This is a genomic window from Exiguobacterium sp. s142, from assembly GCF_018618455.1.
Lineage (GTDB): Bacteria > Bacillota > Bacilli > Exiguobacteriales > Exiguobacteriaceae > Exiguobacterium > Exiguobacterium aurantiacum_A.
In genome coordinates, this window is the sequence record NZ_JACSMB010000016.1 from 1 (window position 1) to 22216 (window position 22216).

The 22216-nt window shown below is 47.9% G+C and carries 39 protein-coding genes; all 39 read right to left on the reverse strand.

The features are described from left to right. Window positions 1–371: 371 nt before the first annotated feature. Complete coding sequence (locus KNP77_RS12665) at window positions 372–1025, reverse strand: KinB-signaling pathway activation protein (RefSeq protein WP_214891130.1); 654 nt, start codon at window positions 1023–1025, stop codon at window positions 372–374. A gap of 11 nt (window positions 1026–1036) precedes the next feature. Continuing rightward, complete coding sequence (locus tag KNP77_RS12670; protein ID WP_214891132.1) at window positions 1037–2068, reverse strand: P-loop NTPase; 1032 nt, start codon at window positions 2066–2068, stop codon at window positions 1037–1039. A gap of 143 nt (window positions 2069–2211) precedes the next feature. Next, window positions 2212–2604 (reverse strand): 30S ribosomal protein S9, encoded by a 393-nt coding sequence (gene rpsI / locus KNP77_RS12675; RefSeq protein ID WP_070329232.1) that lies wholly within the window; start codon window positions 2602–2604, stop codon window positions 2212–2214. A 25-nt stretch (window positions 2605–2629) separates the two neighbouring features. Then, entirely contained in the window at window positions 2630–3067 is a 438-nt protein-coding gene (gene rplM / locus KNP77_RS12680; protein WP_016510784.1) for a 50S ribosomal protein L13, read from the reverse strand. Between the two features lie 154 nt (window positions 3068–3221). After that, entirely contained in the window at window positions 3222–3962 is a 741-nt protein-coding gene (gene truA / locus KNP77_RS12685; RefSeq protein ID WP_214891134.1) for a tRNA pseudouridine(38-40) synthase TruA, read from the reverse strand. Beyond that, window positions 3959–4750: an energy-coupling factor transporter transmembrane component T family protein gene (locus KNP77_RS12690; protein ID WP_070329234.1), complete on the reverse strand. Its 792-nt coding sequence runs from the start codon at window positions 4748–4750 to the stop codon at window positions 3959–3961. The genes truA and KNP77_RS12690 overlap by 4 nt, the downstream gene beginning before the upstream one ends. Continuing rightward, a complete protein-coding gene (locus KNP77_RS12695) occupies window positions 4747–5625 on the reverse strand; it encodes an energy-coupling factor transporter ATPase (protein WP_016510779.1) in 879 nt (292 codons plus the stop codon). The genes KNP77_RS12690 and KNP77_RS12695 overlap by 4 nt, the downstream gene beginning before the upstream one ends. Beyond that, window positions 5601–6437, reverse strand: coding sequence for an energy-coupling factor transporter ATPase (locus tag KNP77_RS12700; RefSeq protein ID WP_070329236.1), 837 nt, complete (start codon window positions 6435–6437; stop codon window positions 5601–5603). Before KNP77_RS12700 ends, KNP77_RS12695 begins: the two co-directional genes overlap by 25 nt. A 69-nt stretch (window positions 6438–6506) precedes the next feature. Next, window positions 6507–6860 (reverse strand): 50S ribosomal protein L17, encoded by a 354-nt coding sequence (rplQ, locus tag KNP77_RS12705; RefSeq protein ID WP_016510776.1) that lies wholly within the window; start codon window positions 6858–6860, stop codon window positions 6507–6509. 24 nt (window positions 6861–6884) lie between these two features. Then, window positions 6885–7829, reverse strand: a complete 945-nt coding sequence (locus tag KNP77_RS12710) for a DNA-directed RNA polymerase subunit alpha (protein WP_070329237.1) — start codon at window positions 7827–7829, stop codon at window positions 6885–6887. Window positions 7830–7921: 92 nt separating this feature from the next. Continuing rightward, window positions 7922–8317 carry a 30S ribosomal protein S11 gene (gene rpsK, locus KNP77_RS12715; RefSeq protein ID WP_070329238.1) on the reverse strand — a complete coding sequence of 132 codons (396 nt, stop codon included), beginning with the start codon at window positions 8315–8317 and terminating at the stop codon, window positions 7922–7924. Between the two features lie 16 nt (window positions 8318–8333). Next, a complete protein-coding gene (rpsM, locus tag KNP77_RS12720; RefSeq protein WP_035386113.1) occupies window positions 8334–8699 on the reverse strand; it encodes a 30S ribosomal protein S13 in 366 nt (121 codons plus the stop codon). A 19-nt stretch (window positions 8700–8718) separates the two neighbouring features. After that, window positions 8719–8832 (reverse strand): 50S ribosomal protein L36, encoded by a 114-nt coding sequence (gene rpmJ, locus KNP77_RS12725; protein ID WP_003156543.1) that lies wholly within the window; start codon window positions 8830–8832, stop codon window positions 8719–8721. A 30-nt stretch (window positions 8833–8862) separates the two neighbouring features. Further along, window positions 8863–9081, reverse strand: a complete 219-nt coding sequence (infA, locus tag KNP77_RS12730) for a translation initiation factor IF-1 (RefSeq protein ID WP_035386112.1) — start codon at window positions 9079–9081, stop codon at window positions 8863–8865. 105 nt (window positions 9082–9186) lie between these two features. Beyond that, window positions 9187–9945: a type I methionyl aminopeptidase gene (gene map / locus KNP77_RS12735; protein ID WP_016508902.1), complete on the reverse strand. Its 759-nt coding sequence runs from the start codon at window positions 9943–9945 to the stop codon at window positions 9187–9189. Beyond that, window positions 9942–10592, reverse strand: coding sequence for an adenylate kinase (locus KNP77_RS12740; protein ID WP_070329239.1), 651 nt, complete (start codon window positions 10590–10592; stop codon window positions 9942–9944). The genes map and KNP77_RS12740 overlap by 4 nt, the downstream gene beginning before the upstream one ends. Window positions 10593–10670: 78 nt before the next feature. Continuing rightward, a complete protein-coding gene (secY, locus tag KNP77_RS12745; protein ID WP_070329240.1) occupies window positions 10671–11960 on the reverse strand; it encodes a preprotein translocase subunit SecY in 1290 nt (429 codons plus the stop codon). Further along, entirely contained in the window at window positions 11960–12400 is a 441-nt protein-coding gene (gene rplO, locus KNP77_RS12750; protein ID WP_021066618.1) for a 50S ribosomal protein L15, read from the reverse strand. The genes secY and rplO overlap by 1 nt, the downstream gene beginning before the upstream one ends. 30 nt (window positions 12401–12430) lie before the next feature. Next, window positions 12431–12616, reverse strand: coding sequence for a 50S ribosomal protein L30 (gene rpmD / locus KNP77_RS12755; RefSeq protein WP_016508937.1), 186 nt, complete (start codon window positions 12614–12616; stop codon window positions 12431–12433). A 15-nt stretch (window positions 12617–12631) separates the two neighbouring features. Beyond that, complete coding sequence (rpsE, locus tag KNP77_RS12760) at window positions 12632–13132, reverse strand: 30S ribosomal protein S5 (protein ID WP_016508948.1); 501 nt, start codon at window positions 13130–13132, stop codon at window positions 12632–12634. Between the two features lie 20 nt (window positions 13133–13152). Next, on the reverse strand, window positions 13153–13515 hold the full coding sequence (gene rplR / locus KNP77_RS12765) for a 50S ribosomal protein L18 (protein WP_070329241.1): 363 nt from the start codon (window positions 13513–13515) through the stop codon (window positions 13153–13155). Between the two features lie 34 nt (window positions 13516–13549). Beyond that, window positions 13550–14089: a 50S ribosomal protein L6 gene (rplF, locus tag KNP77_RS12770; protein WP_016508938.1), complete on the reverse strand. Its 540-nt coding sequence runs from the start codon at window positions 14087–14089 to the stop codon at window positions 13550–13552. A 33-nt stretch (window positions 14090–14122) separates the two neighbouring features. Beyond that, a complete protein-coding gene (gene rpsH / locus KNP77_RS12775) occupies window positions 14123–14521 on the reverse strand; it encodes a 30S ribosomal protein S8 (protein ID WP_021066614.1) in 399 nt (132 codons plus the stop codon). Window positions 14522–14552: 31 nt separating this feature from the next. Further along, a complete protein-coding gene (gene rpsN, locus KNP77_RS12780; protein ID WP_035386110.1) occupies window positions 14553–14822 on the reverse strand; it encodes a 30S ribosomal protein S14 in 270 nt (89 codons plus the stop codon). Between the two features lie 18 nt (window positions 14823–14840). Beyond that, entirely contained in the window at window positions 14841–15380 is a 540-nt protein-coding gene (gene rplE / locus KNP77_RS12785) for a 50S ribosomal protein L5 (protein WP_016508927.1), read from the reverse strand. A gap of 32 nt (window positions 15381–15412) precedes the next feature. Then, window positions 15413–15721 carry a 50S ribosomal protein L24 gene (rplX, locus tag KNP77_RS12790; protein WP_070329242.1) on the reverse strand — a complete coding sequence of 103 codons (309 nt, stop codon included), beginning with the start codon at window positions 15719–15721 and terminating at the stop codon, window positions 15413–15415. A gap of 37 nt (window positions 15722–15758) precedes the next feature. Then, window positions 15759–16127, reverse strand: a complete 369-nt coding sequence (gene rplN / locus KNP77_RS12795) for a 50S ribosomal protein L14 (RefSeq protein WP_012727667.1) — start codon at window positions 16125–16127, stop codon at window positions 15759–15761. Window positions 16128–16170: 43 nt separating this feature from the next. Continuing rightward, complete coding sequence (gene rpsQ, locus KNP77_RS12800; protein WP_016508930.1) at window positions 16171–16431, reverse strand: 30S ribosomal protein S17; 261 nt, start codon at window positions 16429–16431, stop codon at window positions 16171–16173. 33 nt (window positions 16432–16464) lie between these two features. Then, window positions 16465–16668 carry a 50S ribosomal protein L29 gene (gene rpmC, locus KNP77_RS12805; protein ID WP_016508900.1) on the reverse strand — a complete coding sequence of 68 codons (204 nt, stop codon included), beginning with the start codon at window positions 16666–16668 and terminating at the stop codon, window positions 16465–16467. Continuing rightward, window positions 16655–17092, reverse strand: coding sequence for a 50S ribosomal protein L16 (gene rplP, locus KNP77_RS12810; RefSeq protein WP_016508922.1), 438 nt, complete (start codon window positions 17090–17092; stop codon window positions 16655–16657). The genes rpmC and rplP overlap by 14 nt, the downstream gene beginning before the upstream one ends. A gap of 32 nt (window positions 17093–17124) precedes the next feature. Next, on the reverse strand, window positions 17125–17769 hold the full coding sequence (gene rpsC, locus KNP77_RS12815) for a 30S ribosomal protein S3 (protein WP_035386108.1): 645 nt from the start codon (window positions 17767–17769) through the stop codon (window positions 17125–17127). A gap of 13 nt (window positions 17770–17782) precedes the next feature. Then, complete coding sequence (gene rplV / locus KNP77_RS12820; RefSeq protein WP_021066609.1) at window positions 17783–18115, reverse strand: 50S ribosomal protein L22; 333 nt, start codon at window positions 18113–18115, stop codon at window positions 17783–17785. A 20-nt stretch (window positions 18116–18135) separates the two neighbouring features. Beyond that, window positions 18136–18411 carry a 30S ribosomal protein S19 gene (rpsS, locus tag KNP77_RS12825; protein ID WP_012727673.1) on the reverse strand — a complete coding sequence of 92 codons (276 nt, stop codon included), beginning with the start codon at window positions 18409–18411 and terminating at the stop codon, window positions 18136–18138. A 66-nt stretch (window positions 18412–18477) separates the two neighbouring features. After that, the gene (gene rplB, locus KNP77_RS12830; protein ID WP_070329243.1) at window positions 18478–19308 is read right to left on the reverse strand and encodes a 50S ribosomal protein L2; all 831 of its coding nucleotides are present in this window, start codon (window positions 19306–19308) and stop codon (window positions 18478–18480) included. Window positions 19309–19342: 34 nt separating this feature from the next. Continuing rightward, window positions 19343–19624 carry a 50S ribosomal protein L23 gene (gene rplW, locus KNP77_RS12835; RefSeq protein ID WP_024372184.1) on the reverse strand — a complete coding sequence of 94 codons (282 nt, stop codon included), beginning with the start codon at window positions 19622–19624 and terminating at the stop codon, window positions 19343–19345. Next, window positions 19624–20247 carry a 50S ribosomal protein L4 gene (gene rplD / locus KNP77_RS12840; RefSeq protein WP_070329244.1) on the reverse strand — a complete coding sequence of 208 codons (624 nt, stop codon included), beginning with the start codon at window positions 20245–20247 and terminating at the stop codon, window positions 19624–19626. The genes rplW and rplD overlap by 1 nt, the downstream gene beginning before the upstream one ends. 28 nt (window positions 20248–20275) lie before the next feature. Beyond that, window positions 20276–20902, reverse strand: a complete 627-nt coding sequence (gene rplC / locus KNP77_RS12845) for a 50S ribosomal protein L3 (RefSeq protein WP_016508913.1) — start codon at window positions 20900–20902, stop codon at window positions 20276–20278. A 61-nt stretch (window positions 20903–20963) separates the two neighbouring features. After that, complete coding sequence (gene rpsJ / locus KNP77_RS12850) at window positions 20964–21272, reverse strand: 30S ribosomal protein S10 (RefSeq protein ID WP_016508894.1); 309 nt, start codon at window positions 21270–21272, stop codon at window positions 20964–20966. Window positions 21273–21652: 380 nt separating this feature from the next. Further along, window positions 21653–22162, reverse strand: coding sequence for a nucleotidyltransferase family protein (locus tag KNP77_RS12855; RefSeq protein ID WP_070329245.1), 510 nt, complete (start codon window positions 22160–22162; stop codon window positions 21653–21655). Between the last annotated feature and the right edge of the window lie 54 nt (window positions 22163–22216).

Genomic DNA, 22216 nt, shown 5'->3' on the forward strand with positions numbered 1-22216 from the left:
GAATTTGATATAGCTCTTGAAAATGACGAAGCTTGCGCTTCAATCAAAACTTGTAAAACTTTTTTTGCCTCATCGTTCAGTTTTCAAAGACCAAATGTTGTCGTGTTAGCGACTTTTTAATAATAGCGAGTTCACTTTTTAAAGTCAACCGTTTTTTATTATTTTTTTCACTTTTTTCTGTTGCTCAAATTTGAACAGCAGCGACGTTTATTAATATATCAATGCCTGCACTATTCGTCAACTGTTTTTCTAAAAAAACTTTGATTGCTTCAAAAATTATTTCGATACGCTTAAATTGGCCGTGGACTCCCTTCTTAACCAATGGAAAAGCTCAGGCGAAATCACCTGAGCTCATCACTGGCAAGAGAACATTACGACGATTTGGACGAGACGCGTTTCTTCGTCTTTAATGACTCTTTAGGACCACTATTCGATTTTGACATTGCTTCACCGTGCGCTGGCGCTTGGAAGCGATGAAGCATCAACACTTGGTAAGCGTTGGCGAACACGAGCGTCGCAAGTGCCGGCCATAGAAGAGCGATCTCATCTGTCGCTTGCAGTGCCGGAATCCACTCAATCAACGTAATGACGATCATCAAGAAGAGCGCGGGGATAAATGCACTCGCGTTCGTCTGTCTCGCCTTGCTCGTCGCTACGATCCACGACACGACGACTAGGACGAGCATCTCTCCGATATAACGCCACATGTGATCATTTCCAAATGCGAGCATGCGTAGATAGACCGCGTCAAATAACGCGAATACAATCAAGAGCACTTGAACTCGATTCCACAGTTTCGCTCCGCGGAATAAATCCAAGCCGACACGGTGGACGATCAAGTAGGCAAAAAAGCCCATCATACTGATTCCCGTCCACGTGCTCGAGTAACTGAGTGCCGTCACGATCGCTTCCCACGACTGACTGACCAAATAACCCGGATTGGCGAGTATATTCATCAGGAACCCAAATAGCGTCCCGAAAACGAGTGTCGTCCAAAACAAACGTAAAAAACCTTGTACTTTCATCTGCTAACCATTCACCCTTCTATTTGTTGAATGACCGATTGCGCCAATTCATCATATGTTATCTCAAACGGATGCCCATCCCGGTAGACCGAAGGCGCAAAGTCGTCTTCGTTGTCATACGGCTGACCGAGCGGGATTTGCGCGAGCAGTTTACTCTTGAGCGCTTCTGATAATTTTTCGCCGCCGCCGTAACCGAAGACGTATTCTTTCTCGCCCGTTACCTTACTCTCGAAGTATGCCATATTCTCAATGATTCCGAGCACTTTATGGTTCGTCTTGATTGCCATCGCACCCGCTCGAGCCGCGACGAAAGCAGCGGTCGCGTGAGGTGTCGTTACAATCAACTCCTGGCATGACGGGAGCATCGAGTGGATATCAAGCGCGACGTCACCTGTCCCTGGCGGTAAATCGAGCAACAAGTAGTCGAGGTCACCCCACTCCACATCATTGAAGAAGTTGTTGAGCATCTTTCCGAGCATCGGTCCGCGCCAGATGACCGGCGCATTGTCTTCGACGAAGAAGCCCATCGAGATGACTTTTACCCCGAACCGCTCGACCGGGATGATCTTTTCACCTCGGACGACGGGACGTTCTTCAATACCGAGCATATCCGGGACACTGAACCCGTAAATATCGGCATCAATCAAGCCGACCTTTTTACCGGCACGTGCTAACGCGACCGCCAAGTTGACCGATACCGTCGACTTCCCGACGCCGCCTTTTCCTGAAGCGATTGCTATGAACGTCGTTCCTGAGTTTTCACGAAGGATAGCCGGTTTTGTCGCTTCTTTTAAACTTTCGTCATTTAGCGCTTCGAAACGAAGGCCGACCGTCTTAAAGCCTTTTCCTTTCAACAATGTGACGATCTCTTGTTGCAGCTGAAGCTGCTCTCCGCTCCCGGTCTGCCCGAGTGCCACTTTCACGCTGACATAGTCTTCTTTAATTCGGACGTCTTTCACGCCAGCTGTATCTCCAAGCGTACGATTGATCGTCGGATCGACCAACCCTGCTAGTTCTTCACGAACTTGTTCTACTGTAAGCATGTCATTTCCCCCTAATTTCTGTCTCGATAACAGTATATCAAAAAAAGCGTTTTCTTGAGGGAACGAAAACCAACTATTTCTCGAGCAACAAAAAAACTCTCCGCCCATAAAGGGCGAAGAGTTTAGACCAAACTGTTCGAAGATTAACGCTTCGAGAACTGTGGTGCGCGACGTGCTGCTTTAAGACCGTATTTTTTACGCTCTTTCATACGTGCGTCACGAGTCAAGAAGCCTTTTTCTTTGAGGCTTGGACGGAATTCTGGGTCCGCTTGAAGAAGCGCACGTGATACGCCGTGGCGAATCGCTCCAGCTTGTCCAGTGAATCCACCACCGTTAACGTTAACGATGATATCGTATTTACCTTCTGTTTCAGTCAATACGAGTGGTGATTTTGCCATCATGATCAAAGTCTCATGACCGAAGTATTCTGAAATATCACGGCCATTTACAACAACTTTGCCGTCACCTGCAACGAGGTGAACACGAGCCACCGAGTGCTTGCGGCGGCCAGTTCCGTAGTAACGTACATCTGCCATCGTTTAGTTCCTCCTTGTGTCCCGATTAACCGCGAAGTTCGTAAACTTCTGGTTTTTGTGCTTCGTGGTTGTGCTCAGCTCCAGCGTAAACGTGGAGTTTAGTGAATTGTTGACGACCGAGTGATCCTTTTGGAAGCATCCCTTTGATCGCGAGTTCAAGCATACGCTCTGGGCGTTTTGCAAGAAGCTCTTTTGCAGTTTGTGATTTCAAGCCGCCTGGATGACCTGAATGACGGTAGTACATCTTGTCGTTCAGTTTGTTACCAGTCAATTTGACTTTCTCAGCGTTGATGATGATGACGTGGTCTCCGCAATCAACGTGTGGTGTGAAAGTTGGCTTGTGCTTACCGCGAAGAAGTGATGCTACTTCACTAGTCATACGACCGAGTGTTTTGCCTTCTGCATCGATAAGGTGCCATTTGCGTTCTACTTCAGATGCTTTAGCCATGAATGTCGTGCGCATGTGGAATACCTCCTAAAATGTCTGTTCATTTGAATTTTTTAATGCTTGTTTGATGCTTTATCATAATCCTAGTTTACGGGGCTAAGATTGTGGTTCATCTCTCAATGTGAAAATGAAATGCCAATGAATATGATACGTTTTTACAAGGGGAATGTCAATCTACTTTTTTATAATTCACATTCCATAAATATAGACCGTGCGGTGGAGCCGTAATCCCAGCACTGCGGCGGTCTTTCGCCGCGAGCATTCGACTCACATCGGCCGGCTCATACTTCCCTCTGCCAACCTCCATTAACGTACCGACCATAATCCGGACTTGGTTGTACAGAAAGCCGGATCCGACGAAGCGAAAGTACATTTCGTCTCCCGCCTCAACGAGTTCCGCTTCATAAATCGTGCGGACACGGTCCACCACTTCTGACTTCGTCACCGAAAACGAAGTGAAATCATGTGTCCCGACGAGTGAACGGAGCGCTTGACGCATCCGTTCCCGGTCAAGCGCATACGTCACCGTCACGGCATGATGGCGGCGGAACGGATCGACGTCAGTGCGAATGAAGTAACGATACTCTTTCCGTTTCGCACCGTAGCGGGCATGGAAAGAAGCATCTACTTCTTCGGCCGAACAAACAAGGATATCATCTGGCAACATCGCGTTCAACGCTTTGACGAAGCGATCTACCGGCATCGATAAATGCGTATCGAAGTGGATGACCTGACCTTTCGCGTGAACACGGGCATCCGTCCGCCCAGAAGCGACAACTTTCATCGCTTGACCATGCATCTTCGCAAGAACCGTCTCGACTTCGGCCTGAACCGTATTGCCGTTTGGCTGGACTTGATAACCCGCATAATTCGTCCCATCATAAGCAATCGTCAATTTAACCCGTCTCATCCTATCCCTCGCAATCCAATCAAAATGAGTGTCAAGCAGACAAATACGATCAACAATCCTGTGTCGCGTCGTTCCCACGTCATCTCACGCCACCTCGTCCGCCCTTCACCCCCACGGTACCCGCGGGCTTCCATCGCCGTGGCAAGGTCCTCAGCCCGCTTAAACGCGGACACGAACAATGGGATCATGAGCGGGACGACCGCTTTTAACCGATCTTTAATCGGACCACTCTTCAAATCGACGCCTCGCGCCTGTTGCGCCTTCATGATGCGATCCGTCTCGTCGGCTAGCGTCGGCAAGAAACGAAGCGAGATGGACAGCATCAGGGCGATCTCGTGTGCCGGCACTCGTATGCGTTCGAGGGGACGAAGACCAGCTTCAATCGAATCGGTCAGTTCCATCGGCGTCGTCGTCAAGGTGACGAGCGTCGTCAACATGACGAGATAGAAGAAACGGAGCGAGACGATCAAGCCCATTCTCACCCCTTCCGAATAAATCGAGAACGGACCGAGTGAAACGAGCAACGTCCCTTCCCGATTGAAGAACAGTTGCAACAGGAGTGTGAACACGATCAAAAATAAAATCATTTTCAACCCGTTCCATAAATAGCGCCATGACAACTGAGACAATTTGACCGCGAATAACGTGAACGCGAGTAAAAACACGTTCGTCCACAAATTGTCGGCCAAGAAGACGACTGGAATAAACCCGAGGATGAACAGCGTTTTGGCCCGAGCGTCAAGTGTGTGCAGCCATGAATGACCGGGAATGTATTGCCCGATGATCATATGGCTCCCCCCTTTCTCAACTCGGCCGCAATCCAGTCCGCCAGTTCGACTTCCGTCCGAAGGGATGGAGGCTCGACCCCGAACGTCGGTGCGAGTTCAAGCGCGAGCCGAAGCACGTTCGGGACGTCGAGTTGCAACGAGCGAACGAGTGACTCGTCCTTGAACAGTTCGAACGGGTCACCATCGAAGGCGACTTGTCCTTGTTCCATGACGACGACACGTTCCGCATACGTCAACACGTCATCCATGTCATGCGAGACGAGGATGAGCGTCAAGTCGAGTTCTTCTTTTAAACGTTTAAACAGCGCCAGCATGTCTTGACGGCCGAGCGGGTCGAGTCCTGCCGTCGGTTCATCGACGACTAAGACGTCCGGACGGCTCGCGAGCACGCCCGCAATCGCGACACGTCGCATCTGTCCGCCCGACAAATCGAACGGGGAACGGTCCCATAACGTTTCATCGAGACCGACAAGGCGCAGGGCCGCATGAGCCCGTTCTTTCGACTCGGCCTCCGTCGCACCGAAGTTGCGGGGACCAAACATCACGTCGCGTTCGACCGTCTCTTCAAACAGTTGATGCTCGGGATACTGAAAGACGAGCCCAACGCGGCGTCGAAGCGGAAGCAAACTTTGCTTTTTATCGCGACGCTTCGTAATCGCACGTACTGTAATGTCATCCACGACGACACGACCTTTTGTCGGTCGCAGTAAGCCGTTCATGTGCTGAACGAGTGTCGATTTCCCAGAGCCGGTATGGCCAAGAAACGCAACAAGCGCCCCCGACGGAATAAATACATTCACATCGCGCAGCGCGGTTCGTTCAAACGGAGTATTCAATTGATATTGGTAAGTCACTTCTTCAATGCTAATCGGCATAGATGGTTCACCAACTCCGAATGTTGTAGCATCAGACGATCGAGTGGTATGCCCCGTTCCTTCAGTTCGAGTTGCATCCGTACGATAAACGGCACATCCAATTGGATGGCACGTAACGCTTCCGGATTTCTAAACACGTCTTCTGGTGTACCGGTCATTGCAATTTTCCCTTTAGACAAGGCAATGATACGGTCGGCAAACAACACTTCGTCGAGCTCGTGTGTAATGGCGACAACGGTCATCCCTTCTGAGACGAGCTGTTGTACCGTTTGTAACACCTCTTTACGCCCAATCGGGTCGAGCATCGAGGTAGCTTCATCGAGCACGAGGACATGCGGGCGCATTGCGAGAGCCGAAGCAATCGCAACACGCTGCTTTTGTCCACCGGATAACTGATGCGGTTCACGGTCCGCTAGTTCCGATAATCCAACGCGCGCTAGACTGTCATCAATTCGACGAACCATTTCTTGACGTGGAAGTCCCATGTTTTCGAGAGAGAACGCCACATCATCGCGCACGGTCGCCCCGACAAACTGATTGTCGGGATTTTGGAAGACGACACCGATCCGTTTACGAACGTCCCACACGTCTGTGGCGTCCGTCGGATCGAGCGTCTCAACCCGGACCTCTCCTTCCTGAGGAAGCAAAAGCCCGTTCCACAACTTCGTCAAAGTCGACTTGCCGGAACCATTATGGCCAACGATGGCGAGCCATTCCCCTTTGTATACATCGAGTGACAACCCGTCTAAGGCTGGCTCGGTTTGTCCCGGGTAACGAAACACGACATCACGTACCATAATTTGAGATTCCATCTGTCGACTCCTTTCCGATGTGGAAACAGGGCAATACGTGACCGCATGCCCTGTTGACTGCCTAATGAATTAGACGAGTTCGATGATTACGACTTCCGCACCGTCACCGCGGCGTGGGCCGACTTTCATGATGCGTGTGTATCCACCTTGACGTTCAGCGTAGCGTGGTGCCACGTCTTCGAACAATTTTTGGATTGCGTTTTTCTCTCCAGCGCTCTCTTTGCGAACGAATGAAGCTACTTGACGACGGGCATGAAGATCGCCACGTTTTCCAAGAGTGATTAATTTTTCAACGACTGGGCGAAGTTCTTTCGCTTTTTGTTCAGTTGTTTGAATGCGCTCGTTGATAATAAGGTCAGTTGCAAGATCACGCAAAAGAGCCTTGCGTTGCGAGCTTGTACGGCCAAGTTTCGAATAAGCCATTACATTTCCCTCCTTCGGTTGAACTTAGTCTTCTTTACGCAAGCCCAAACCGAGCTCGTCCAACTTGAGTTGAACTTCTTCGAGTGATTTACGTCCGAGGTTACGGACTTTCATCATCTCTTCCTCTGATTTGTTTGCGAGTTCTTGAACAGTGTTGATGCCGGCGCGCTTCAAGCAGTTGTACGAACGAACTGAGAGATCGAGTTCTTCGATCGTCATTTCAAGTACTTTTTCTTTTTGGTCTTCTTCTTTCTCGACCATAATTTCTGCGTTGAGAGCTTCGTCAGTCAAACCAACAAAGATATTCAAGTGTTCTGTCAAAATTTTCGCTCCAAGCGATACTGCTTCTTCCGGACGGATTGAACCATCTGTCCACACGTCTAATAGAAGCTTATCGAAGCTAGCATCTTGACCGACACGTGTTTTGTCTACTTCGTAGTTCACGCGTTGAATCGGTGTATAGATCGAATCGATTGGAATGACACCAATCGGCATATCATCACGTTTGTTATCTTCTGCCTGGACGTAACCACGACCACGGCGAGCAGTCAAACGCATGCGAAGCGTCGCATTGTCAGCGAGAGTCGCGATGTGGAGCTCAGGATTCAAGATTTCAACGTCGCTATCATGGGTAATGTCTGCCGCAGTGACAGCACCGGCACTTGAAACGTTAATCTCAAGCGTTTTCTCTTCTTCCGAGTACACTTTGAGCGCTAACTTCTTGAGGTTTAAAACAATTTGGGTGACGTCTTCGACGACTCCGTCAATCGTTGAGAACTCGTGAAGTACGCCATCGATTTGAACCGCCGTAATCGCTGCACCAGGAAGCGATGACAATAAAATTCGACGCAGTGAGTTGCCGAGAGTAGTGCCATATCCACGTTCAAGCGGTTCCACCACGAATTTACCAAACGTAGCATCCTCGCTGATTTCGACCGTTTCGATCTTTGGTTTTTCAATCTCGATCATCTGAACCCCTCCTTGAGTGTATCCTGCCACGCAGCTTGCGCTGCATTGTATATGTTGTTCGTGCTAGGTAAGCCCATCACACGCACAAACGATTATACGCGGCGACGTTTTGGAGGGCGGCAACCGTTGTGCGGAACAGGTGTTACGTCACGGATTGCAGTTACTTCAAGACCAGTAGCTTGGAGGGCACGGATTGCCGCTTCACGTCCAGCACCAGGACCTTTAACGTTAACTTCTACTGTACGCATACCGTTGTCCATTGCAACTTTCGCTGCAGTTTCAGCAGCCAATTGTGCTGCGAACGGTGTCGATTTACGTGATCCTCTAAATCCAAGGTTACCAGAAGTAGCCCATGAGATCGCGTTACCTTGCGTGTCAGTGATTGTGATGATTGTGTTGTTAAATGTAGAACGGATGTGTACCACACCGACTTCAATATGCTTTTTGACTTTACGTTTTGAACGTACATTTTGCTTACGTTTCGCCATTGTTCAATTCCCTCCTTTACTTCTTCTTGTTCGCTACTGTACGGCGTGGGCCTTTACGAGTACGCGAGTTGTTCTTCGTGTTTTGTCCGCGAACAGGGAGACTACGGCGATGACGGACACCGCGGTAGGCGCCGATTTCGATCAAACGCTTAATGTTGAGTGAAACTTCACGACGAAGGTCACCTTCAACTTTAATTCCGTCAATTGCTTCACGGATGCGGTTGATTTCGTCTTCTGTAAGATCACGTGTGCGTGAATCTTCAGATACGTTTGCAGTCTTCAAGATTTCTTGTGCTTTTGTTTTACCAATACCAAAGATGTATGTGAGCGAAATAACGATACGTTTTTCGCGCGGAATATCTACACCAGCAATACGTGCCATGTGTGCACCTCCTCTTAGATTAACCTTGTTTTTGTTTGTGTTTCGGGTTTTCGCAAATTACCATTACTTTTCCTTTACGGCGAATAACTTTACATTTTTCGCAAATCGGTTTTACCGACGGTCTTACTTTCATGATTATACCCTCCTCCTGGAAAAATCGGAGTTACTTATAACGGTACGTGATTCGCCCGCGAGTCAAGTCGTACGGAGACAACTCGACAGTTACGCGGTCGCCTGGAAGGATTCGAATGTAGTGCATCCGAATTTTCCCTGAGACGTGCGCGAGCACCGTGTGGCCGTTTTCTAACTCCACTTTAAACATTGCGTTTGGAAGTGGTTCGATAACAGTGCCTTCCACTTCAATGACATCTTGTTTCGCCATCATTTATTCCCCTTTCTATATGAAGATATTTAGGAGCACAGACGATCTATTGTACAGTACTGTGAGAGAAGGATCCATAACGGATCAGCACGCAACAATAGAGCCTCATTCACCGGAATCGAGTTTCGTTAAAATCTCGTATCCATCGTCTGTGATGGCGATGGTGTGCTCAAAGTGGGCGCACATGCTACCGTCCACTGTCACAACTGTCCAGTTGTCAGCCAGCGTTCGAACATAGCGTTGACCAGCGTTGACCATTGGTTCAATGGCTAACGTCATCCCAGTCTTTAGGCGCGGCCCTTTCCCCGGTGGACCATAGTGCGGAATTTGCGGTTCTTCATGCAAATTTTGACCGACACCATGACCGACATACTCACGGACGACAGAAAACTCATGAGATTCAACATACGCTTGAATCGCATGCGAAATGTCTGTCAATCGCAGTCCAGCCTTGGCGTGCTCCAATCCTTTATACAGACTTTCTTCGGTTACGTCAAGCAACCGCTGTGTCTCTTCTGAGATTGTTCCCACTGGATAAGTCCAAGCGGAATCTCCATGGTATCCGTTATAGTGGGCACCGATGTCGATCGAGATGATATCTCCATCGTTCAATACCCGTTCTCCGGGAATTCCATGAACAAGTTCTTCGTTCACTGAAGCGCAAACACTACCGGTAAAACCGTTGTAGCCTTTGAACGACGGTGTCGCACCTTGGCTGCGAATGTAATCTTCCGCAATCCGGTCGAGCTCTAGCGTCGTAATACCTGGTTTGATGTGCTCTTTGAGCACCTGGTGCGTTCGAGCAACAATTTGCCCAGCCTCACGCATAATCGCAATTTCTCGAGGCGTCTTCGTGATGATCATTCAGTATCACCGAGTAACGCTTTAACATCGGCATAAACGACATCGATTGGACGATCTCCATCCAATGTACGAAGATACCCTTTTTCTGCATAAAAGTCAATAAGTGGTTTCGATTGCTCGATGTTGACGTCAAGGCGACGGCGAACCGTTTCCTCTTTATCGTCTTCACGTTGCATGAGTGCCGACCCATCCACATCACAGATGCCTTCCACTTTTGGTGGATTGAAGATCACATGATATGTCGCTCCACACGTCGGGCAGATCCAACGACCTGTCAAACGCGGAACGAGAATTTCCGCAGCCACATCAATGTTGACGACGTGGTCGATCTGTTTCCCCAAATCTTTAAGCAAACTTTCGAGTGCCTCTGCTTGAGCAACAGTACGCGGGAATCCATCGAGTAAAAAGCCGTTTTTCGTATCATCTTGACTCAAGCGTTCACGTACGATTCCGATTGTTACCTCATCCGGTACGAGTTCCCCTTTATCCATGAACGATTTAGCTTCTTTACCAAGTGGCGTTCCGCCTTTGATTGCCGCACGAAACATGTCGCCTGTCGAAATGTGTGGGATTTGGTACTCTTCGACGATTTTAGCCGCTTGAGTCCCTTTCCCTGCACCCGGTAAGCCCATGAGTACTAGATTCATCTCAGTTAGCCTCCAGTTTTGATTTTCACAACACATCGTAAACACGACAGGAAGGAAGGGAGAGCCCTTCCTTCCGCTTTAACGGATAAAGCCTTTGTAGTGTCGTTTTACGAGTTGACTTTCGATTTGTTTCATCGTTTCGAGGGCTACCCCGATTACGATCAACAAGCTCGTCCCTCCGATTTGCACCGAAGTTGGGAGACCGGCAAGCTTAATGAAGATTGTCGGCATGATCGCAACGAGCGATAGGAAAATCGCTCCGAAGAAAGTCAATCGATAGAGCAACTTCGTGATGTACTGTTCTGTTTGCGCCCCAGGACGAATCCCAGGAATATAGCCACCTTGCTTCTGCAGATTTTCTGCCATTTGCTCTGGGTTGACCTGAATAAATGTATAGAAGTAAGCGAACGCGATGATGAGCGCTACGTAGATTGACATTCCGATTGGAGATGTCGTATCGAAGTAAGTCTGCAACTTCTGCGTCGTTTCCGGAGAAGCAATGAAGCTTGCAACAGTTGGCGGTGTCACCATGAAGGAAATCGCGAAGATAACCGGGATGACACCAGCAGCGTTTAGCTTGATTGGCAAGTGCGTCGACTGACCGCCCACAGGGGTACGGTTCGCCGTGCGCTTCGCGTATTGAATCGGAATCTTACGTGCCGCTTGTTGAACATAAATGATCCCAACCGTCACAGCAAGAATAACGAGCAATAGCACAGCCAAGTAAACGATGTTAATGAATAACGCGTCTCCAGCATTTTGGAGCTTCGTCTCGTAAATCTGCGTGAAGATTCTTGGGAACCCAGCGATGATACCCGCGAAGATGATGACGGAAATACCATTCCCGACACCTTTCTCCGTTGTCATCTCACCGAGGAACATCAAGAACGCCGTACCTGCAGTAAGTACAATCGCGATCACGAAATAGGTTGCCGTTCCCCACGTCTCATTGACGAGACCTGGGTAGAGGCGGTTAAATCCGAACGACAGTGATGTCGCTTGAACAAACCCTAACATGATCGTCCCATAGCGCGTGACCGTCGCTAGCTTCTTACGCCCGGACTCGCCTTGTTTTGCCCATTCGGCAAACTTCGGAACGACGTCCATTTGTAAAAGTTGTACAACGATCGATGCCGTGATGTACGGCATGATCCCCATTGCGAACAGGGAGAAGTTCTGTAAAGCATTTCCTCCAAACAAGTTCAAGAAGTCGAGTAGACCTCCTGAGTCAAAACGCAACACATCCGTATTCACCATCGGCACCGGGATATGGGCCCCGATGCGGAAAATGATGATGATTGCGAGTGTGAAGAGAATACGCTGTCGAATATCTTTCACGCGCCACATATTGGAGATCGTCTGAAACATCAGATCACCTCAACTGAACCGCCAGCTGCTTCGATCGCTTCTTTCGCTGCACCCGAGAATTTGTTGGCTTTAACAGTTAATTTTGTTTCAAGCTTGCCGTTAGCAAGTACTTTGATTCCGTCTTTAGCAGAGCTGACGACACCAGTCTCGATTAAGAGTTCTGGAGTGACTTCAGTACCTGCTTCGAAACGGTTAAGCGTGTCTAGGGAAACAACTGCATACTCTTTACGAGTAGGGTTGTTGAAACCGCGTTTTGGAAGACGACGGTAAAGTGGGTTTTGTCCACCTTCGAACCCTGGACGAACGCCACCGCCTGAACGAGCTTTTTGACCTTTATGTCCACGGCCAGAAGTTTTACCGTTACCAGTCGCCATACCGCGACCGACACGGTTGCGTTCGTGACGCGAACCTGGAGTTGGCTTCAATTCATGGAGTTTCATAGTGGCACCTCCTTATTATTAAAATCGATATTATTCGTTAATTTCTTCTACAGTCACAAGGTGCGACACTTTTTTGATCATACCACGCATCGCGACGTTGTCAGGGACAACGACGGTTTGATGCATTTTGCGAAGACCAAGTGTACGTACTGTTACACGCTGATCCTCGGGACGACCGATTGTGCTGCGTGTGAGGGTGATTGCGAGTTTCGCCATGTCTAGTTCCCTCCCTTATTTAAGAAGTTCTTCTACGCTTTTACCGCGTAGTTTAGCAACTTCCTCTGCTTTTTTAAGCTCTGTCAAGCCTTTGACCGTCGCACGGACGATGTTGATCGGTGTGTTTGATCCAAGCGATTTCGAAAGGATGTCACCTACACCTGCAAGTTCGAGCACTGCACGAACTGGACCACCGGCGATAACCCCAGTACCTTCAGAAGCAGGTTTCATGAATACACGACCTGCTCCGTATACTCCTGTGATTTCGTGTGGAATTGTTGTACCAACCATTGGTACTTGAACCATGTTTTTCTTAGCGGCTTCAATAGCCTTGCGGATCGCTTCTGGCACCTCTTGTGCCTTACCTGTACCGAAACCGACGTGACCATTTTTGTCACCTACGACTACGAGAGCGGCGAAACGGAAGCGACGGCCACCTTTCACAACTTTCGCGACGCGGTTTACGGTAACAACGCGTTCTTCAAGTTGTTCCATGTTAACGTCTAACTGGCGCATCGAGTGTCCCCTCCTTTTTGTTAGAATTTAAGACCCGCTTCACGAGCTGCTTCTGCAACAGCTTTGACGCGGCCATGATAGAGGTATCCACCACGGTCGAACACAACAGTGTCGATACCTTTCTCGAGTGCACGTTCAGCTGCAAGTTTACCAACAGCTTTCGCTGCTTCAACGTTGCCGCCGTTTGTAAGATCGAGTGCTTTATCTTTCGAAGATGCTGACACAAGCGTTGTTTGTGACGCGTCATCGATAAGTTGTACGTAGATGTTCTTGCTCGAACGGAATACGTTCAAACGTGGACGAGCTGCCGTCCCGGTGATCGTACGACGTACACGAGCATGACGTTTCTTACGAACTGCATTTTTATCTGCTTTTGTGATCATTTATGCCACTCCTTTCCGTTCATTTCGTGACGAATTACTTACCAGTCTTACCTTCTTTACGGCGAATACGTTCATCAGAGTAACGAACACCTTTACCTTTGTAAGGTTCTGGAGCACGGTACGAGCGGATTTGAGCTGCAACGTGACCGACGCGCTCTTTGCTAATACCTTTTACGATGATTTGCGTGTTTGAAGGAACTTCGATCTCGATACCTTCTTCAGCAACGTACTCGATTGGATGCGAGTAACCGAGGCTGAGGACGAGTTTGTTACCTTGCTTAGCAGCACGGTAACCAACCCCTGAGATCTCAAGTGTTTTCTGGAACCCGTTAGACACACCTTCCACCATGTTGGCGATGAGGGCACGTGTCGTACCGTGGATCGTACGGTTCTCTTTCGAGTCATCCGGACGAACAACAGTTAGTTCGTTTTCTTCAATTTTGACTTCCAAGGCTGGGTTAGCTGAAAGCGAAAGTTCACCTTTAGCACCTTTTACTGTGACAATGTTGCCTTCTGCAACCGTTACAGTAACGCCAGCTGGAATCGTAACTGGTTTTTTACCAATACGTGACATTGATTACACCTCCGTTCTTGTTAGAAAAGTGACTTACCAGATGTAGGCGAGCACTTCGCCGCCGACTTGTTGTTGGCGAGCTTCTTTATCAGTCATAAGACCTTTTGATGTCGAAAGAACTGCGATACCGAGTCCTCCGAGTACTTTTGGTACTTCATCTGCTTTTGCATATACACGAAGACCTGGTTTCGAAATACGTTTGAGACCAGTGATAACACGTTCGTTGCTTGCTCCATATTTAAGGAAAAGACGAAGTGTACCTTGTTTAGCGTCCTCGATATATTCAACATCGCGAATGAAACCTTCACGCTTGAGGATCTCTGCAACCTCACGTTTGATATTAGAAGCTGGAAGCTCCAATTTTTCATGGCGAACCATGTTAGCGTTACGGATACGTGTAAGCATATCTGCAATAGGGTCTGTCATTACCATGCGATGTACCTCCTTTCACACTGTTAGTGGATTACCAACTTGCTTTTTTAACACCAGGGATTTGACCTTTGTATGCAAGATCACGGAACTTGATACGGCTGATCCCGAATTTACCCATGTAACCATGTGGACGACCTGTGATACGGCAACGGTTATGAAGACGTACAGGTGACGAGTTACGTGGCAATTTGCTGAGTCCGATGTAGTCGCCTTCAGCTTTTAATTGCGCGCGTCTCTCAGCGTACTGGGCAACGAGTTTCTCGCGTTTTTGCTCGCGATTCACCATTGACTTTTTAGCCATGTTGTCGACCTCCCTTTATTATTTTTGGAATGGCATTCCGAGAAGTGTGAGCAATTCACGTGCTTCTTCGTCTGTGTTCGCTGTTGTAACAACAACGATATCCATACCGCGTACTTTAGTTACTTTATCGTAATCGATTTCAGGGAAAATAAGCTGCTCTTTCACACCAAGCGTGTAGTTACCGCGTCCGTCGAATGCTTTCTTCGATACACCGCGGAAGTCACGTACACGTGGAAGTGAAACAGTTACTAATTTGTCGAGGAAATCGTACATGCGCTCGCCACGAAGTGTTACTTTCGCACCGATCGGCATGCCCTCACGAAGTTTGAAACCAGCGATTGATTTCTTAGCCTTCGTTACGAGTGGTTTTTGACCTGAAAGAATTGATAATTCTTCCACTGCCATGTCAAGAGCTTTCGAGTTCGAAACAGCGTCACCTACACCCATGTTGATGACGATCTTGTCGACTTGTGGCACTTGCATAACCGAGTCATAGTTGAATTTATCCATCATCGCTTTCACGATGTCGCTTTTATACTTCTCTTGCAAACGGTTCATAGTCGAATGGACCTCCTTTCGTCACGTTGTTCTTATTTATCGAGTACTTCGCCCGATTTCGCGACACGAACTTTTTTACCATCGACTACTTGGAAACCAACGCGAGTTGGTTTGCCCGTTTTAGGGTCGATTGGCATGACGTTCGAGACGTGAATTGGTGCTTCGATTTCAAGGATACCGCCTTGTGGATTCGCTTGTGATGGTTTAGCGTGTTTTTTCATCACGTTAACCCCTTCAACGACTACGCGGTTCTTGCTTGGCATAGCTTTGAGGATAACCCCTTGCTTGCCTTTATCTTTACCAGACATTACCTGGACTGTATCGCCTTTTTTAACATGCATCGTTTTGCGCACCTCCTTATAGGATTGAAATTGGAAATTAAAGTACTTCCGGTGCCAACGAAACGATCTTCATGAATTCTTTTTCACGAAGTTCACGTGCAACTGGCCCGAAGATCCGAGTGCCGCGTGGGCTCTTGTCATCTTTGATGATGACTGCTGCGTTCTCATCGAAACGGATGTACGAACCATCTTTACGACGAGCGCCGCGTTTTGTACGAACGACAACTGCTCTGACAACGTCACCTTTTTTAACAACGCCACCTGGTGTTGCTTGTTTTACCGTCGCGACGATGATGTCACCGATGTTTGCAGTCTTACGACCTGAACCACCGAGGACTTTAATTGTCAACAGTTCACGCGCGCCAGAGTTGTCTGCTACTTTCAAGCGAGATTCTTGTTGAATCATGCGAGTGTACCTCCCTCCGGATGTTTATAGATCCGAACTGTTATTAGATGATTACTGATTCTTCTACTACTGTTACGAGACGGAAACGTTTGTCTTTAGAAAGCGGACGTGTTTCCGCGATGCGGACCACATCGCCTACTTTAGCGACATTGTTCTCATCGTGCGCTTTAAATTTCTTCGTGTAGTTTACACGTTTTCCATAAAGCTTATGACGTACTTTTGTTTCAACTGCAACGACGATCGTTTTGTCCATTTTGTCAGACACGACGCGTCCAGTGAGTACTTTACGCTTATTGCGTTCCATGAGTGTTACCTCCTCTTCAATAATCCGATTAGATTAGCCGTTGTTGATGCCGAGTTCGCGTTCACGAAGAATCGTTTTAGCACGCGCAATCGACTTGCGTACTTCACGGATACGAGCAGGATTCTCAAGCTGACCTGTAGCTAATTGGAAACGAAGGTTAAAGAGTTCTTCTTTCCACTCGCCTACTTTACCGTTGAGCTCTTCATTTGTTGATTGACGGAGATCAGTTGCTTTCATTCGTATCACCACCATTTTCTTCACGTTTCACGAACTTACATTTCACTGGAAGTTTGTGCGCTGCAAGGCGAAGTGCCTCACGTGCGACTTCCTCAGATACACCCGCGATTTCGAACATTACTTTACCAGGCTTAACTACAGCTACCCAGCCTTCTGGAGCACCTTTACCCGAACCCATTCGAACTTCGAGAGGCTTTTTAGTGTACGGCTTGTGTGGGAAGATCTTGATCCACACTTTACCGCCACGTTTCATATAACGTGTCATTGCGATACGTGCTGATTCGATTTGACGGTTTGTGATCCAGCTCGCTTCGAGCGATTGGAGACCGAATTCACCGAAATGTACTGTTGTGCCGCGTTTTGCATTTCCGCGCATTTTACCACGGTGTACACGACGATATTTCACGCGTTTAGGTAACAACATAGTGTGTTGCCTCCTTCCTGAAAGAGTGTTTATTATTTAGTGTTTTTTGTTGGAAGAACTTCTCCGTGGTAAAGCCATACTTTAATTCCGATTTTACCATAAGTTGTGTCAGCTTCAGCTGTTCCGTAGTCGATGTCGGCACGGATTGTATGAAGCGGAACTGATCCTTCTGAGTACTTCTCTGAACGAGCGATATCAGCGCCACCAAGACGACCAGAAACTTCTGTTTTGATCCCTTTGATGCCAGTGCGCATCGAACGTTGAATTGACTGTTTCATTGCACGACGGAATGACACACGGCCTTCCAATTGACGAGCGATGTTTTCAGCAACAAGCTTAGCGACTGCATCCGCGTTTTTCACTTCAACAACGTTGATGTGAACACGTTTGCCTTCAGCAAGCTTTGTGATATTTTTACGGAGTGACTCGATTTCCGAACCACCTTTACCGATGACCATACCTGGTTTCGCAGTGTGAAGCGAAATGTTTACGCGGTTTGCAGCGCGTTCGATTTCAACTTTAGCCACACTAGCATCCTTCATTTTGTTTTCGATGTATTCACGAATAACGTAGTCTTCATGAAGGAGATCTGCGTAGTCTTTCTCAGCGTACCAACGCGAATCCCAGTCTTTGATAACACCAACGCGAAAACCGTGCGGATTTACCTTTTGACCCACTACATATCCCTCCTTATTTCTCAGTTACCACGATGTGAATGTGGCTTGTGCGTTTGTTAATACGACTTGCGCGACCCATCGCACGTGGGCGGAAGCGTTTGAGTGTTGGACCTTCGTTGACGAAAATTTCAGATACAACAAGGTTCTCAATGTTCATATCGTAGTTGTGCTCTGCGTTAGCGATCGCTGATTTCAATACTTTTTCAACGATTGGCGACGCTGCCTTGTTCGTGTGAGCAAGGACAGAGAGCGCTTCGCCGACTTGTTTCCCGCGAATTAAGTCTACAACGAGACGTGCTTTGCGAGGAGCAAGACGGACCATATTAGCTGATGCTTTAGCTTGCATGGATTTGACCTCCCCTCAGATTACCGTTTCGTTTTCTTGTCTGATCCGTGACCTTTGTACGTGCGTGTTGGAGCGAATTCACCAAGTTTGTGACCGACCATGTCTTCTGTCACGAATACTGGTACGTGTTTACGACCATCGTGTACACCGAACGTGTGACCCATGAATTCTGGGAAGATTGTCGAGCGACGTGACCAAGTTTTGATGACTTGCTTCTCACCAGATTCGTTAAGTTTGTCAACTTTAGCGAGCAAATGGTGATCTGCGAATGGACCTTTTTTCAAGCTGCGACCCATGATAGAACCTCCCTTTGGAATGATTCGGGAACGGCTCTTTCGAACCGCCCAAGAATCATGTGATAATTATTTCTTACGACGACGAAGGATGTACATGTCGCTCGATTTGTTTTTCTTACGAGTTTTGTAACCAAGAGCTGGTTTACCCCAAGGAGTAAGTGGGCCCGAACGACCGATTGGCGCACGACCTTCACCACCACCGTGTGGGTGATCAACTGGGTTCATTACAGAACCACGTACTGTTGGGCGTTTGCCTAACCAACGTGAACGTCCTGCTTTACCGATGTTTACAAGTTCGTGTTCTTCGTTACCAACTGAACCGATTGTAGCGCGGCAAGTGCCGAGGAACAAGCGTGATTCACCTGATTGAAGACGAACGATGACGTACTTGCCGTCACGTCCTTGGATTTGTGCCGATGCACCAGCCGCACGAACAAGCTGACCGCCTTTACCAGGCTTAAGCTCGATGTTGTGGATAGTAGTACCGACAGGGATGTTTACGAGTGGAAGAGCGTTCCCCACTTTGATATCCGCTTCAGGACCAGACATGATTTCCATGCCCACTTTGATGCCCTTAGGAGCGAGGATGTAACGTTTCTCACCATCTGCATAGTTGATGAGGGCGATGTTAGCTGAACGGTTTGGATCGTATTCGATCGTAGCAACGCGTCCGATGATAGCATCTTTGTTACGTTTGAAATCGATGATACGGTATTTACGTTTGTGCCCGCCACCTTGGTGACGTACAGTCAAACGACCTTGGTTGTTACGACCGCCTTTTTTCGAAAGCTTTTCAGTTAACGATTTCTCAGGACGGTTCGTTGTGATCTCTGCAAAGTCGAGAGATGTCATGTTACGGCGACCGTTAGTGGTCGGCTTAAACTTTTTAATTGCCATCGAGGATTCCCTCCTTTTCTTCTAAGGTAGTAAATTAACCGAGGAAGTCGATTGTGTTGCCTTCAGCAAGAGTTACGATCGCTTTTTTACGACGCGATGTGTAACCAGAGTGACGACCGACACGTTTCGCTTTCGGTTTCATGTTCATTGTGTTTACCGAAGCAACTTTCACGTTGAAAATTGTTTCGATAGCGTGCTTCACTTGTGATTTAGTCGCTTTAACTTCGATCTCGAAAACGTATTTGTTAGCTTCCATGAGGCTAACTGAACGCTCAGTGATGATCGGACGTTTGATGATATCGTATGCTTGAGCCATTATGCAAGCACCTCCTCTACCTTCGCAACCGCATCTTTAGTGAAGATGACTTTATCGTTAGCAATGAGGTCAAGAACGTTAACGCCCGCTGCCTCGATTACAGTCACTCCTGGGATGTTACGAGCTGCGAGAGCGATAGTCTCATTGTAGTCCGCTGTGACTACAAGAGCCTTACGTTCTACTGATAGGCCAAGAAGTACTGCGACCATATCTTTTGTTTTTGGTGCATCGAAAGCAAGGCCTTCGAGGACGATCATTTCGTTATTTTGTACTTTCGACGACAAAGCCGAGAGAAGTGCAAGACGACGAACTTTTTTAGGAAGCTTGTAAGAGTATGAACGTGGAGTTGGACCGAAGACTGTTCCACCACCAACCCATTGTGGTGAGCGGATCGAACCTTGGCGCGCACGACCAGTTCCCTTTTGTTTCCATGGTTTACGGCCGCCACCGCGTACTTCCGAGCGACCTTTCGTATCGTGAGTACCTTGACGGCGTGATGCTTGTTGCATGACGATCGCGTCATAAAGTACTGATTCGTTTGGCTCGATACCGAAGATGGCTTCAGCCAATTCGATTTCGCCAACTTGTGAACCTGTTTGGTTTAGCAAAGCTACTTTAGGCATTCGTAATTCCTCCTTTCCGTGCAGTTAATTAGTTACCTTTGACAGCTGTCTTGATGATGACGTTCGATTTACGAGCGCCTGGGATTGCGCCTTTAACGAGTACAAGGCCGCGTTCCACGTCAACTTTGACAATTTCAAGGTTTTGAATCGTTTTACGCTCGCCACCCATTTGACCAGGAAGAAGCTTCCCTTTAAATACGCGGTTAGGCGCTACAGGACCCATTGAACCAGGGCGACGGTGGTAACGCGAACCGTGGGACATTGGTCCACGTGATTGTCCGTGACGCTTAATCGCACCTTGGAATCCTTTACCTTTTGAAGTACCTGTTACGTCCACTAATTCACCTGCAGCGAAAATGTCCGCCTTGATCTCTTGACCGATTTCGTATCCTTCTACTGAAGTACGAATTTCTTTCATGAAGCGCTTAGGTGTCGCGCTTGCTTTCGCAGCGTGACCTTTTGCCGGTTTGTTTTGACGTGATTCTTTGATGTCTCCAAAACCGAGTTGAACTGCTTCGTAACCGTCTGTTTCAAGTGTTTTAACTTGAAGCACGACGTTTCCTTCGACAGCAACTACTGTTACCGGTACGACTTCGCCTGCTTCGTTGAAGATTTGAGTCATACCAAGTTTTGTTCCTAAGATTCCTTTAGCCATGAGATACACCTCCTGTTTAATAATTATTGTCTCTTCTGGCTAGTATCTACTATATGAAGAATTAAAGTTTGATTTCGATGTCAACACCTGATGGTAATTCGAGACGCATAAGCGCATCAACCGTTTTTGGTGTTGGGTTAACGATGTCGATCAAGCGTTTGTGTGTACGCATTTCGAACTGTTCACGAGCATCTTTATACTTGTGGACCGCACGAAGGATCGTGTAGATCGATTTGTCAGTTGGAAGCGGGATTGGGCCCGAGACCTTCGCACCTGAACGTTTCGCAGTTTCAACGATTTTCTCAGCTGATTGATCGAGAACGCGATGGTCGTATGCTTTTAAGCGAATACGGATTTTTTCATTTGCCATGTAAGTTTCCCTCCTTTGTCGCCTACTTTTAAAAATAGACAGTTCTCAGCGGAAATTTCCACACCGGCCATGGCAAAGCTGCCTGGCGTGTCATAACCTCCCGCTTCATCGCAGCGTGCTTGTGTCAGCAGAGGCATCCGATCATTGCAAATCAACGATAGGACCCATTTTCTGCTGTAAAGTCTCTCACCACTCGCACAAACACTTAATCATTATATCGAATCTGCAAAACAAATGCAAGATTTGATTTTTTTCGATCGTGCCGGATGTCTGATGAGTTGTTCAACGTTCACTAATGTAACAAGATTCGAACCCTTTTGCAAGTTCTTTTCCTTCTTTTGTTGAACTATTTTTCAAAAGAAGGCCCATGCCAACTCTTCCTAGCGTTTCATATACTCTTTAAACTGCTCAGTGACGGCTTCGACGACCGATGCCGGAGCTCGTTTCAAACACGTTTGCACAATCGAGTTGTTGAACGGGTGCGTCATAAAGTATTCGTGCAGCTTGTCGACTTTCTCTTCCCGCCCCATCACTGAATAGAGGACGACCCACTCTTCAAGATGCATCCAACTCTCGTCCGGTTCAATGTAAGGATGCGTATAAATCCCGTCCGTGCAACGCATCCGAAAACTAGCCATCACGTCGATGTCCTGTCCTTCAAACGTATATTCGCCAAAGTACGTCGTCATATACTCGTCGTGCGGACCAGACTCTTCTTTTTTTCCGGCACGGCTGAGCACACGGTCAATCGTCTCGAACTGGTCAGGCTCAACGAATAGATCCAAGTCACGCGCCGTCTCGACGATTCCGTGATGCTTGAGTAAACTTGACCCGCCAAAGCGGCAGGCAACGCCGTTCAACCGGCAAAGCGTCTCCACTTGCTTTTCCATCATCGATTCTCCTTCCTACAATCCTATCTCCTATCCTATCACTTCGTTTCAAAA